This is a genomic window from Pseudomonas monsensis (genome assembly GCF_014268495.2).
GTDB classification, from domain to species: domain Bacteria; phylum Pseudomonadota; class Gammaproteobacteria; order Pseudomonadales; family Pseudomonadaceae; genus Aquipseudomonas; species Aquipseudomonas monsensis.
Genome location: NZ_CP077087.1, coordinates 3067650 through 3080418 on the forward strand (window position 1 = coordinate 3067650; position 12769 = coordinate 3080418).

The window sequence follows — 12769 nt, forward strand, 5'->3', positions numbered from 1 at the left end:
CAGGCGTCCATGCCCTGGCAAGTCTCAGTTGTCGTAGCCCAGGTTCGGTGCGAGCCAGCGTTCGGTTACGCTCAGTTCCTGTCCCTTGCGCGAGGTGTAGCTCTGCACCTGGTCCTTGTCGACCTTGCCCACCGCAAAATATTGCGCCTGCGGATGGGCGAAGTACCAGCCGCTGACCGCTGCCGCCGGGAACATCGCGTAGTGTTCGGTGAGAAACACACCGCTGCGACCGGCGCGCATTTCGGCGGCCTCAGGGTCGAGCAGGGCAAACAGCGCGGCCTTCTCCGTGTGGTCCGGGCACGCCGGATAACCCGGAGCAGGGCGGATGCCGCTGTATTGCTCTTTGATCAGCGCCTCGTTGTCGAGGGTCTCGTCCTTGGCATAACCCCAGTGCTCTTTACGCACCTGCTGGTGCAGCCACTCGGCACATGCCTCGGCCAGACGGTCGGCGAGGGCCTTGACCATGATCGAGTTGTAATCGTCGCCGGCGTCCTGATAAGCCTTGGCCACTTCTTCGGCGCCGATGCCGGCCGTGGTGATGAAACCACCGACGTAGTCGGTGACGTCGCTGTCTTTCGGGGCCACAAAGTCGGCCAGCGAGAAGTTCGGCTTGCCGTCGGTCTTGATGATCTGCTGACGCAGATGATGCAGTCTGGCCAACGGCTTGCCGTCATCGCCGTACAGCTCGATGTCGTCGTCATGCACCTGATTGGCCGGCCAGAAGCCGAACACCGCGCGGGCGCTGATCAACTTTTCGTCGATCAGCTTGGCGAGCATTTCCTGGGCGTCCTTGTACAGCGCGGTGGCGGCTTCACCGACCACTTCGTCTTCGAGGATGCGCGGGAACTTGCCGGCCAGGTCCCAGGAAATGAAGAACGGCGTCCAGTCGATGTACTCGGCGAGGACCTTGAGGTCGATATTGTCCAGCACCTTGCTGCCGGTGAAGGTCGGTTTGACCGGCTGGTAATTCGCCCAGTCGAACTGCGGTTTCTTGGCAATGGCAGCGGCGTAGCTCAGACGCTCGGTACGGGCGCTGCGGTTGGAGGTGCGCTCACGCACATCGACGTATTCCAGGCGCGTCTTCTCGACGAAACCGGCCTTCAACTCCTTAGACAGCAATTGCGTTGCCACACCTACCGCACGGGAGGCGTCGGTCACGTAGACCACGGCATCGTTGCTGTACTTCGGCTCGATTTTCACCGCGGTGTGCGCCTTGGAGGTGGTCGCGCCACCGATCATCAGCGGCAGGTGGAAATCCTGGCGCTGCATTTCCCGGGCGACATGAACCATTTCGTCCAGCGACGGCGTGATCAGGCCGGAGAGGCCGATGATGTCGCACTTTTCTTCCTTGGCCACCTGCAGAATCTTCTCGGCCGGCACCATCACGCCAAGGTCGACGATGTCATAGCCGTTACAGCCCAGCACCACGCCGACGATGTTCTTGCCGATGTCGTGCACGTCTCCCTTCACCGTAGCCATGAGGATCTTGCCCTTGGCTTCGGGCTTGTCGCCTTTTTCCAGTTCGATGAACGGGATCAGGTGGGCCACCGCCTGCTTCATCACGCGGGCGGATTTCACCACTTGCGGCAGGAACATTTTGCCAGCGCCGAACAGGTCGCCGACGATGTTCATGCCGGACATCAGCGGGCCTTCGATCACTTCGATCGGACGGGCGAACGACTGGCGCGATTCTTCGGTGTCTTCGACGATGTGGGTGGTGATGCCCTTGACCAGCGCATGCTCCAGACGCTTGTTGACGTCCCAGCTGCGCCACTCTTCGGTCTCGGCTTCCTTGACGCTGCCGTCGCCCTTGTATTTGTCGGCGATGGCGAGGAGGGCGTCGGTGCCTTCCGGCGTGCGGTTGAGGATCACGTCTTCAACGGCGTCGCGCAGCTCCTGCGGGATCTGGTCGTAGATTTCCAGCTGACCGGCGTTGACGATGCCCATGGTCAGGCCGGCGCGGATCGCGTAGAGCAGGAACACCGAGTGGATCGCCTCGCGCACCGGGTTGTTGCCACGGAACGAGAACGACACGTTGGACACGCCGCCGGAGCTCAGGGCATACGGCAGCTCATCGCGGATGTAGGCGCAGGCGTTGATGAAGTCCACGGCGTAGTTGTTGTGTTCCTCGATACCGGTGGCCACGGCGAAGATGTTCGGGTCGAAGATGATGTCTTCCGGCGGGAAGCCGACTTCGTTGACCAGAATGTCGTAGGAGCGTTTGCAGATCTCTTTCTTGCGCGCTTCGGTGTCGGCCTGGCCGGCTTCGTCGAACGCCATCACCACCACGGCAGCACCGTAGCGCTTGCACAGCTTGGCGTGATGGATGAACTGCTCGACGCCTTCTTTCATGCTGATCGAGTTGACGATGCCCTTGCCTTGAATGCACTTGAGGCCGGCTTCGATCACTTCCCATTTCGATGAGTCGATCATGATCGGCACGCGAGAGATATCTGGTTCACCGGCGATCAGATTGAGGAAGGTCACCATGGCCTTCTTCGAATCGAGCATGCCTTCGTCCATGTTGATGTCGATCACCTGCGCACCGGCCTCGACCTGCTGCAGGGCGACCTCCAGGGCTTCGGTGTAGTTGTCTTCACGGATCAGACGGGCGAACTTGGCGGAACCGGTGATGTTGGTGCGCTCGCCGACGTTGACGAACAACGAGCTGCGATCAATGGTGAACGGCTCCAGACCGGACAGGCGGCAGGCCTTGGGAATGTCTGGAATCTGTCGCGGTGCGTAACCGGCCACGGCTTTGGCGATCGCTTCGATATGGCCCGGGGTGGTGCCGCAGCAACCGCCGACGATGTTGAGGAAACCGCTCTGGGCGAATTCTTCGATGACCTTGGCGGTTTGCGACGGCAGTTCGTCGTACTCGCCGAATTCGTTCGGCAGACCCGCGTTCGGGTGCGCCGAAACGTGGGTGCTGGCCTTGTTCGACAGCTCTTCCAGGTAGGGGCGCAGTTCACTGGCGCCGAGGGCGCAGTTGAGGCCCACGGAAATCGGTTTGGCGTGGGCCACGGAGTTCCAGAACGCTTCGGTGGTCTGGCCCGACAGGGTGCGGCCGGAAGCGTCGGTGATGGTCCCGGAAATCATGATCGGCAGTTCGATGTGCAGCTCTTCGAACACCCCTTGCACGGCGAAGATCGCCGCTTTGGCGTTGAGGGTGTCGAAAATGGTTTCGATCAGGATCAGGTCGACGCCGCCCTCGATCAGGCCTTTGGTGGCCTCGGTGTAGTTCTCCACCAGTTCATCGAAGGTGACGTTGCGGTAGCCGGGGTTGTTGACGTCAGGCGACAGCGAACAGGTACGGCTGGTCGGGCCGAGTACCCCGGCGACGAAGCGTGGCTTGGCCGGGTTCTCGGCGGTCTTGGCGTCAGCCACCTTGCGCGCCAGGCGTGCGCCTTCTACGTTTAGTTCGTACGCCAGTTCTTCCATGCCGTAGTCGGCCATGGAAATCCGTGTGGCGTTGAAGGTGTTGGTTTCGAGGATGTCGGCGCCGGCATCCAGATAGGCTTTCTCGATGCCGCCGATCACATCCGGACGGGTGATCACCAACAGGTCGTTGTTGCCCTTGACGTCACTCGGCCAGTCTGCGAAGCGTTTGCCGCGATAATCCTGTTCTTCGAGCTTGTAGCTCTGGATCATCGTGCCCATACCGCCATCGAGAATCAGGATGCGCTCTTTGAGAGCTTGCTTGAGAGCTTGAAGGCGAACGCTGCGATCGGACATTGGGACTACTCGAAAAGACCATGACGAAGGGCCGGGATCATAACAAACCTGTGCGGTTTTGGAGCATGTGACGGTTTTGCATGAATATCGCTCATGTTGGTGCGGGCGTCATCCTGTAGAATCGCGACGTTTTTTTCAGGATCGGGATCAAGGGCATGTCGTACCGCGTCATCAGCATATTTTTGCTGTTTTTAAGCTGGGGCGCTGCTGCGCAAGATCCCACTATTTCCTATACCCGTGATATTCAGCCGATCTTCACCGAAAAGTGCGTGGCATGCCATGCGTGCTACGACTCCGCCTGTCAGCTGAACCTGGGCAGTGGTGAAGGCGCCGCCCGTGGCGCGAGCAAGATGCCGGTGTATGACGGCGAGCGGACTCAGGCCGCGCCGACCACCCGACTGTTCTACGACGCTTTTGGCAAGCGTGCCTGGCAGCAGAAAGACTTCTATTCGGTGCTCGATGCCCAAGGCAGTCAGGCGGCGCTGATGGCGCGCATGCTGGAGCTGGGGCACAAAACCCCGTTGACCCCGAATGCCAAACTCCCTGAAGACATCGTCCTCGGCCTGCAACGGGAAAACATGTGCGCGATGCCCGCCGAGTTCGAAGGCTATGCCGGCGCTCATCCGAAAGAAGGCATGCCACTGGCGGTGACCGGTCTGACCGATCAGCAATACCAGACGCTGCAACGCTGGCTGGCGTCCGGTGCGCCAATTGACGAGCAAGGCCTGGCGCCCAGCGCCAAAGAGGCGTTGCAGATCGTGCAGTGGGAAAACCTGCTAAACACCCCCGGTGCCCGTCAGAGTCTGGTCGGACGCTGGCTGTACGAGCACTGGTTTCTCGCGCACCTGTATTTCAAGGACGGCGAGCCAGGGCATTACTTCCAGTGGGTGCGCTCGCGCACACCGACCGGCCAGCCAATCGACCTGATTGCCACCCGCCGTCCGAACGATGATCCGGGTACTCAGGTGTACTACCGCTTGTGGCCCGTGCAAGGGGTGATCGTGCACAAGACCCACATCACCTATCCGCTGAGCGCGGCGAAGATGGCGCGGGTCAAAAGCCTGTTCTACAGCGGCAACTGGCAGGTCAACGCTTTGCCGGGGTATGGACCGCAGAGCCGGGCCAACCCGTTTGCCACGTTCGAGGCGATCCCGGCGCAGGCGCGTTATCAGTTCATGCTCGATAACGCCGAGTACTTCGTCCGCACCTTCATTCGCGGGCCAGTGTGCCGGGGGCAGATCGCGACCGACGTGATCCGCGACAACTTCTGGGCGCTGTTCCAGGCGCCGGAGCACGATCTGTACATCACCGACCCGAACTATCGCGGCCATGCCACACCGTTGCTGGCGATGCCGGGGCAGAACGATGACGTCGGCAGTGTCCTCAGCCTGTGGCGCAACTACCGCGACAAGCGTAACGAGTACGAGGCCCTGCGCCGCGACAGCTACGCCGACCAACCGCCGCCGAGCTGGTCGACCCTGTGGGCCGGCAACGACAATGCGCTGTTGAGCATCTTCCGCCACTTCGACAGCGCCTCGGTGACCAAAGGCCTGATCGGCGAAGTGCCACAGACTATGTGGCTGTTCGATTATCCGCTGCTGGAGCGCACCTATTACCAGTTGGCGGTCAACTTCGATGTGTTCGGCAACGTCTCCCATCAGGCGCAGACCCGCCTGTATTTCGACCTGATCCGCAACGGCGCCGAGCAGAACTTCCTGCGTCTGATGCCGGCCGATTCCCGTGAGGACTACCTCGACGATTGGTACCAGAGCAGCGGTCAGTTCAAGATGTGGCTCGATTATGAGGCGATCGACGACGACAAGCCGACCGGGCTGAAACTCGCAGGGAAAGACCCCAAATATGACTTCGCCATGCAGTTGCTGGCGCGTTACGGCGATCTCAATGCGCGGCCTGATCCGATCAACCGGTGCGACGGCGCGTATTGCTCGCGGCCGAATATCGACCCGGCGCTGCAGAATGCCGAACAGGCCCTCAGTCGCCTGACATCGCGCCCGGCTGCCGGCTTGAAGGTGATCGAACAACTGCCGGAAGCAACGATGTTGCGCATCGAGACCGCCAGCGGCAAGCGCGAGGTCTACAGCCTGCTGCGCAATCGCGCACACAGCAACGTGGCGTTCCTGTTGGGCGAGTCGCTGCGCTATCAGCCGGGGCTCGACACCTTGACCATTTATCCTGGGGTACTCAGCAGTTATCCGAACTTCATGTTCAATATTCCGGCCGATCAGGTACCCGCGTTTGTTGACGCCATGGAGCATGCCAAGGACGCCGACCGCTTCGAGAAAATCGTCGAACGCTGGGGTATTCGTCGCAGTCATCCGCAATTCTGGTTCTATTTTCACGACCTGAGTCAGTACATGCACGAAACCGAGCCGGTGGAAGAGGGCGTACTGGACATGAACCGCTACGAGAATCTTTGATCGTTTGAGTGCGACCTACTGTCCCAATACCTGGCGACACCGCGAAACTATTGTAGGAGTGAGCCTGCTCGCGATCGCGGTGTGTCAGGCGCATCACATGTTGATCGGGCTGACGCCATCGCGAGCAGGCTCACTCCTACAAGGTATCGGCGGTGGTTTCGAGCGATCTGGTCAGGAGCGGTCAATGTTGATTTCAGTGCAAGCCCTGCGTGCACTTGCCGCCTGGACGGTGGTTTGCCACCACTTCATGCAGATTTTCTTCGACTTCAAGGCACGTGGGCCGCTGGGGCAGTTGTTCATCGACAAAGGCGCGGTGGGGGTCGATATCTTCTTCGTCATCAGCGGCCTGGTGATTTTCCTCTCCACTGAGGGCAAGTCGCTGCCGCCGACGCGGTTTCTGCTGTACCGGCTGTTTCGCATCGTCCCGGCGTATTGGCTGTACACGTTGCTGATGGCGTTGCTGGTGGTGTTCGCTCAGCCGCTGTTGCCGGATCAGTCGCTGGACTGGAACCATCTGCTCCTGTCGCTGCTCTTCATCCCGACCGAAAATCCCGGTGGCTACGGCATTTATCCAACGCTCAATGTCGGCTGGACGCTCAATTACGAAATGCTCTTCTACGTGCTGTTCGCCTGGGCTCTGCTGTTTCGCCTGGAAGTGCGGCTGCTGGTGGTCGCGGCGTTGCTGTTCGCGGTCAGTCAGGCGTGGACCGGGTTTGGCTGGATCAGCGCGTTCTATCGCTCGGATATCGTCTATGAGTTTTTGCTGGGGATCGCCATCGGCATGCTCTACCGCCGTGGCTGGATCGGTGCCGGCCTGTGGCTGCCGTTGCTGGGAATCGGCGCGGCGTTGCTGGCCATTTATCACCTCGCGCCGGCGCCAAGGCTATTGAACTGGGGCGTGCCGAGCGCGGTGCTGGTGCTGTCGTGCATGGCGCTGGAGCGTTATGTCGAGCGCAGCCGAGTGCTCAAGCTGCTCGGCGACTGCTCCTATTCGGTGTACCTGATGCATGTGCTGGTGCTGTCGGCCGGTGGTTTCCTCGCGCAGCGCTACGGCATCAACCCGTATTTGATGTTTGGCGTCTGTGTGCTGGCCATCGGCGTCGGTTCGTGGCTGAGCTACGAATGGGTGGAAAAACGCAGTTATCGCTGGCTCAAGGCGCGAGTGGACGACGAGCCGGTCGAGAATCTTTCCCGACAAAAATACTAGGACTTTGTCCGGCGCAACGATTGGCGTAAACTGCGCCCAAGCCTGCGAGGAGTTTCCATGACCGCTATTACCATTACCGACGCCGCCCACGATTACCTGGCTGATCTGCTGTCCAAGCAGAACACCCCGGGTATCGGCATCCGCGTCTTCATCACCCAGCCTGGCACCCAGTACGCCGAAACCTGCATTGCCTATTGCAAGCCGGGCGAAGAAAAACCCGAAGACACCGCGCTGGGGCTGAAAAGCTTCACCGCTTACATTGATTCGTTCAGCGAAGCGTTTCTCGACGACGCCGTTGTCGACTACGCCACCGACCGTATGGGCGGCCAGCTGACCATCAAGGCGCCGAACGCCAAAGTGCCGATGGTCAACGCCGACAGTCCGGTCAACGAGCGGATCAACTACTACCTGCAGACCGAAATCAACCCGGGGCTGGCCAGCCACGGCGGTCAGGTCAGCCTGATCGATGTGGTTGAGGATGGCATTGCCGTGCTGCAGTTTGGCGGCGGTTGCCAGGGCTGCGGCCAGGCGGACGTCACCCTCAAGGAAGGCATCGAGCGCACCTTGCTTGAGCGCATTCCCGAGCTGAAAGGTGTTCGCGACGTGACCGACCACACGCAGAAAGAAAACGCCTACTACTAAGTAAGGTGTTCACTGCGGACATGAAAAACGGCGCCCCGTGAGCGCCGTTTTTTTATGCACTTGATTAATGAGTGCCTGTTTACTGTGTGGTGAGGGGATTTATCCCCGATGGGTTGCGAAGCAGCCCCAGAAAAGGAACTGCTGCGCAGTTCATCGGGGATAAATCCCCTCGCCACAGGTTGTACCCAATCCCATATGATTCAGGGCCTGTACAGGTGCGCATGCCCCGCGCGATACAACGATGACTCGCTAAACACCTCACTGCCCAACACCCGTCCAACCAGAATCAGCGCCGTACGCCGAAACCCTTTGGCTGCAACCTTCCCGGCAATATCCGCCAGCGTCCCCACCACCCAGTCCTGATCCGGCCACGTCGCCCGGTGAATCACCGCAATCGGGCAATCCGCGCCGTAGTGCGGCAGCAACTCCACGAGGATTTTCTCCAGATGATTGACCCCCAGATGAATCGCCATGGTCGCGCCATGCTGCGCCAGACTGGCGAGTTCTTCGCCCGCCGGCATCGCGGTTTTATCGGCATAACGGGTCAGAATCACGCTCTGCGACACATCCGGCAGAGTCAGTTCGGCGCCTAACAACGCCGCACACGCCGCTGTTGCCGTCACGCCGGGGATGATCTCGAACGGAATGTTCAGCTCACGCAGATGGCGAATTTGCTCGCCGATCGCGCCGTACAGGCTCGGATCGCCCGAATGTACGCGCGCCACATCCTGACCGTTGGCATGGGCGACCTTGATCAATTCAATGATCTGCTCCAGATGCAATTCGGCGCTGTTGACCACGGTCTCGGCCTGATGCCCCTCCAGCACCGCCGCCGGGACCAGCGAGCCTGCATAGATGATCACCGGGCAGCGACGGATCAGCCGCTGGCCTTTGACGGTGATCAATTCCGGGTCGCCGGGGCCGGCGCCGATGAAGTAGACGGTCATCGTGGAATCCTTTGAAAACAGCCGCAGCAACCCTTCAGATGAAGATTGCTCATGATCGAGGGCGGGGATTATCGGGGGTTTACGCAGCGCCGGCCAAGGCCAACGTCGCCTGGGCGTATTTTTGACGGGAAATCAGCAGCTTTGCCGGGGCCTGAATCAGTTGTTCGGCCAGGGCCAGGGCGGCACTTTCCGCCACGCCGTAACAACCGGTTCGCTCGTAGGCGATCTGCGAGTGGTGACTGAGCCGTTGCTGATAACCGGCCAGTTCTGCGCTGCTGAAGTACAGCAACGGCAGAGCCAGTTGTGCGGCAAGTTCCTGCAAACCCGGTTCATCACGCTTGAGGTCGATACTGGCCAGGGCCTTGACTGCCTCAAGTTCAATGCGATGGGCCTGCAAGGCCTGATCGAGTAACGCGCGCAGCGTGCTGGCCGGGCAGCCACGCTGGCAGCCCAGGCCGACCACAAAGGTCGACGCTGCGCGGTCATTCATCATGCGTGGTAGTGACCATCGCTTTTGCGGCGGAACAACCACGCGCTGATCAGGCCCAGGGCCAGCCAGAACGCCACGTTGGTCAACTGCGAAGCGATTTTGAACTGGGCTTCAAGTGCTTCAGGGGCGAGCATGGAATGCACTTCCGGTTGTGGCGCGCCAATCACATGTGGCACCGCAAGGATCGCTACCCCGAGGATCTTCATCACCCATGGACGGCTGAAGGCGATCAGCGCGAGGCCGACGGCCGTGGACGCGGCGGTACCGATCCACCACAGCTGCCGCGAGGCCAGATCGGCGGCAGCGGTGCCCGGCAATTCAGGCGGCAGGCCCAGCGTCGGGGCGAGGACGAAGGTGGCGTAACCAGCCAGGCCCCAGAGCAGGCCTTGCGAGGTTTTGGTCGGTGCACGCAGGGTGTACAGACCGGCGAGCATCAGCGCGAAACCGACCGCCACCACCAGATTGCCACCGGTGGTCGAGGCCACACGCTGCCAGCCGTCTTCCGGCTCCCAGGCTTCGGCATCGTGGGTGTGCGCCGCGGTGCCGGCAGCGTGTTCGTGGACCGCAACAACCGGTTCGGCTTTTTCAAAGGTTTCAGCCTGCAGAATCAGTGGCGAAACCCAGAAGCTCTGCAGCAGCGTCAGGAGCAGGGCGGCCAGCAGCCCGGTAAAACCTGCGGTTTGCGCAATACGCTTGATCATGTCGGCAGGTCTCAGTGGCACGGGAACGCGGCGCTGTGGCGGGTATCGTGAGCGGCGTTGTGCACCGCTTCGATGTGCGAAAAACCGGCGAAGTAGACGAGGCCGGCACCGAGGATCGAGGCGAAGAACGCCGCGATCAGGCGTTGGCTCAGTGTGGCGGTGCTGGCGATTTTGTCTGTGTTGCTGGCGGTGCTGCTGATGATCGACATGGCGCTTCCCTCTGGAGTGTCAGCGGGTGAATAGAGCGCATGAAAACCCTGCGAGTCAGGCACGCAGAGGTTCGAACAGCGCCCGCCCACCGCGGGTTGTCAGGTTCAGCGACGCAAATGCGCGCTGTGTGTTGCGGGCCGGTCTCCGGGCTCACGAGGGGTTGGCGTCAGGCCGACCTGCAAGCGTCACCTTCCCATGCCGCAGGGACACAGTGGATCTGACGCTTCGCTCGCTTACCGTTGCGGGGGCAGCACCGGACTGACATGGCTTTGAGTAAAGCACATGATTCACCGGTTTCCCGTTTCACCCTGTGAAGGGCACCCGTAACAAGTTGTGTAGGAGAGCATGTGGGGGGGAATTTAGTCAATTGAATGGGCATAACCGTTGCTGCGGGTGTTGTTGATTGGGCTCCCGCCCTTACGGTGGGTCACTTTTTCCAGACGCCGGAATGCCGGCCCAGCGAAAAATAACCAAAAAGGCTGCCCCCGGCGTCAGTCTGCAAGAGCCTGGTCGGCTTTCAGGCCGCTATCGCTGGCAAGCCAGCTCCCACAGGGGTTGAGTGCATTCTGTTAGGGATTGGTCGGCTGGCTGGCCGTCATCGCTGGCAAGCCAGTTCCCACAAAAAAACAAAGGCAGCCCACAGCCCACAGCCCTTGCTTCTCACCACTCAACACAATGAGCGTTAGCTCGAGTACCGCTTTTGATCTCAGCGCCCGTCGGCAGGCTGAGTGGAGGGATTTAGCCGGGGGTGGGAGCGTAGCGACCGTTTGGCGCAGCCAAACACATCGAGAGGAGGTGCAGCGAAGCAAACCGGAGGCGATGCCCCCCGGATAGATCCCGGAGCGAAGGGACCCGAGCCTAGGCGAGGGCCGAACGTCAGGGTAAAGCCTTTTTGGTTACTTTTTCGGCGTCTGGAAAAAGTGACCCGCCGTAAGGGCGGAACCCTAATCAGCAACACCCGCAGAAACGGATACGCCCCCAATCCAAACATTGACCCATCCCCACACCATGCGTAGCCTTGCGCTTTCGAGGTTCTTCGGCACATGCCGAAGCTAAGAAGGGAACGCGGTCAAAGCCGCGGCTGCCCCCGCAACTGTGAACGGTGAAGTTCGCTGCCACGCCACTGCCAGCTCGATCAAAGAGCCAGCGGGAAGGCGCAGCGAATGCCAGGCCAAGCCTGAACGCCGTCAGCCAGGAGACCTGCCTCGTCACAGATTCTCACTACAACCGGGCGGGGTGATCCGGTGGCGAACGCTTCCGGCGCGCATGCGCGTTGCCGGTTCTCGTCCCGTATGCCCGCCGCTTTGCCAAAGGGCATACCGATGAAAACACTGGCCAAACTCCCCGTCACCATCGTTACCGGCTTCCTCGGTTCGGGCAAAACCACGCTGCTGCGGCATATGCTCGACAACGCCCAGGGCCGTCGTATCGCGGTGATCGTCAACGAGTTTGGCGAGTTGGGCATCGACGGCGAAATCCTCAAGCAATGCACCATCGGTTGCACCGAAGAAGAAGCCACCGGCCGGGTCTACGAACTGGCCAATGGCTGCCTGTGCTGCACCGTTCAGGAAGAGTTCTTCCCGGTGATGCGCGAACTGGTGGCCCGTCGCGGCGATCTCGACCATATCCTCATCGAAACTTCCGGGCTGGCCCTGCCAAAACCGCTGGTGCAGGCTTTCCAGTGGCCGGAAATCCGCAGCGCCTGCACTGTTGATGCGGTGATCACCGTGGTCGACAGCCCGGCCGTGGCCGCCGGCACTTTCGCTGCGTTCCCGGATCAAGTCGATGCCCAGCGCAAACTCGATCCGAACCTCGATCATGAATCGCCGCTGCACGAACTGTTCGCCGATCAACTGGCCAGCGCTGACCTCGTCATTCTGAACAAAGCCGACCAGACCAGCCCTGAAGATCTGGCGCGTGTACGCGCTGAAGTCGCCGAAGAACTGCCGCCGGCGGTGAAAATCATCGAAGCGAGCAACGGTCGTCTGCCGCTGGACGTGCTGATCGGCCTCGGCGCCGGTTCCGAAGAACACATCGACAGCCGCCACAGCCATCATGATCACCACCATGGTGAAGGCGATGACGACCACGATGACCATGATCACGACGCCTTCGATTCGATCTCCATCGAACTGCCGCAAGCCGACGAAAGCCTGCTGCTCGACGCACTGACGCAACTGGTGGTCAAGCACGGCATCCTGCGTGTCAAAGGTTTCGCCGCCATTCCGAATAAGCCAATGCGCCTGCTGATTCAAGGCGTGGGCACGCGTTTCGACAAGCATTTCGACCGTCAGTGGGGCGCCGATGAAGCGCGCGTCACCCGTCTGGTGCTGATCGGTCAGGAACTCGACGCCGCACAACTCGAAGCGCAACTGCGCGCCGCGCTCAGCGTTTAAACC

At 60.7% G+C, this 12769-nt stretch carries 9 protein-coding genes and 2 riboswitches; of the genes, 4 read left to right on the forward strand and 5 right to left on the reverse strand.

Annotation, left to right across the window (positions count from 1 at the left end):
- Window positions 1-24: 24 nt before the first annotated feature.
- A complete protein-coding gene (gene metH / locus HV782_RS13375; protein ID WP_123468200.1) occupies window positions 25-3735 on the reverse strand; it encodes a methionine synthase in 3711 nt (1236 codons plus the stop codon).
- A gap of 155 nt (window positions 3736-3890) precedes the next feature.
- Here metH and HV782_RS13380 point away from each other — a divergent pair, with 155 nt between their 5' ends.
- From HV782_RS13380 to nfuA, 3 genes are all read left to right on the forward strand, one after another.
- Window positions 3891-6173, forward strand: a complete 2283-nt coding sequence (locus HV782_RS13380; RefSeq protein ID WP_128614769.1) for a fatty acid cis/trans isomerase — start codon at window positions 3891-3893, stop codon at window positions 6171-6173.
- Between the two features lie 184 nt (window positions 6174-6357).
- On the forward strand, window positions 6358-7380 hold the full coding sequence (locus HV782_RS13385) for an acyltransferase family protein (protein WP_186745805.1): 1023 nt from the start codon (window positions 6358-6360) through the stop codon (window positions 7378-7380).
- Window positions 7381-7437: 57 nt separating this feature from the next.
- Window positions 7438-8022 carry a Fe-S biogenesis protein NfuA gene (gene nfuA, locus HV782_RS13390; protein WP_003225494.1) on the forward strand — a complete coding sequence of 195 codons (585 nt, stop codon included), beginning with the start codon at window positions 7438-7440 and terminating at the stop codon, window positions 8020-8022.
- Window positions 8023-8222: 200 nt separating this feature from the next.
- Here the strand turns inward: nfuA and cobM are convergent, their stop codons facing one another.
- The 4 genes from cobM to HV782_RS13410 form a co-directional block, all read right to left on the reverse strand.
- Window positions 8223-8969 (reverse strand): precorrin-4 C(11)-methyltransferase, encoded by a 747-nt coding sequence (gene cobM / locus HV782_RS13395; protein WP_128614877.1) that lies wholly within the window; start codon window positions 8967-8969, stop codon window positions 8223-8225.
- A 79-nt stretch (window positions 8970-9048) separates the two neighbouring features.
- A complete protein-coding gene (locus HV782_RS13400) occupies window positions 9049-9462 on the reverse strand; it encodes a cobalamin biosynthesis protein (RefSeq protein WP_123468208.1) in 414 nt (137 codons plus the stop codon).
- Complete coding sequence (locus HV782_RS13405) at window positions 9459-10160, reverse strand: CbtA family protein (protein ID WP_186745803.1); 702 nt, start codon at window positions 10158-10160, stop codon at window positions 9459-9461. The genes HV782_RS13400 and HV782_RS13405 overlap by 4 nt, the downstream gene beginning before the upstream one ends.
- 11 nt (window positions 10161-10171) lie before the next feature.
- A complete protein-coding gene (locus HV782_RS13410) occupies window positions 10172-10369 on the reverse strand; it encodes a CbtB domain-containing protein (protein ID WP_123468212.1) in 198 nt (65 codons plus the stop codon).
- A gap of 119 nt (window positions 10370-10488) precedes the next feature.
- Window positions 10489-10710, reverse strand: a riboswitch (cobalamin riboswitch).
- A gap of 672 nt (window positions 10711-11382) precedes the next feature.
- Window positions 11383-11592, forward strand: a riboswitch (cobalamin riboswitch).
- A 100-nt stretch (window positions 11593-11692) separates the two neighbouring features.
- Between HV782_RS13410 and cobW the strand changes: the two genes are divergently transcribed.
- On the forward strand, window positions 11693-12766 hold the full coding sequence (gene cobW / locus HV782_RS13415; RefSeq protein WP_034154301.1) for a cobalamin biosynthesis protein CobW: 1074 nt from the start codon (window positions 11693-11695) through the stop codon (window positions 12764-12766).
- Window positions 12767-12769: the final 3 nt, after the last annotated feature.

What these genes read in the sequence shown, in the direction of transcription:
- HV782_RS13400 (WP_123468208.1), bottom strand. Translation starts at nt 9,462, where the DNA reads ATGATGAATGACCGCGCAGCGTCGACCTTTGTGGTCGGCCTGGGCTGC.
- HV782_RS13380 (WP_128614769.1), top strand. Translation starts at nt 3,891, where the DNA reads ATGTCGTACCGCGTCATCAGCATATTTTTGCTGTTTTTAAGCTGGGGC.
- nfuA (WP_003225494.1), top strand. Translation starts at nt 7,438, where the DNA reads ATGACCGCTATTACCATTACCGACGCCGCCCACGATTACCTGGCTGAT.
- HV782_RS13385 (WP_186745805.1), top strand. Translation starts at nt 6,358, where the DNA reads ATGTTGATTTCAGTGCAAGCCCTGCGTGCACTTGCCGCCTGGACGGTG.
- cobM (WP_128614877.1), bottom strand. Translation starts at nt 8,969, where the DNA reads ATGACCGTCTACTTCATCGGCGCCGGCCCCGGCGACCCGGAATTGATC.
- metH (WP_123468200.1), bottom strand. Translation starts at nt 3,735, where the DNA reads ATGTCCGATCGCAGCGTTCGCCTTCAAGCTCTCAAGCAAGCTCTCAAA.
- cobW (WP_034154301.1), top strand. Translation starts at nt 11,693, where the DNA reads ATGAAAACACTGGCCAAACTCCCCGTCACCATCGTTACCGGCTTCCTC.
- HV782_RS13405 (WP_186745803.1), bottom strand. Translation starts at nt 10,160, where the DNA reads ATGATCAAGCGTATTGCGCAAACCGCAGGTTTTACCGGGCTGCTGGCC.
- HV782_RS13410 (WP_123468212.1), bottom strand. Translation starts at nt 10,369, where the DNA reads ATGTCGATCATCAGCAGCACCGCCAGCAACACAGACAAAATCGCCAGC.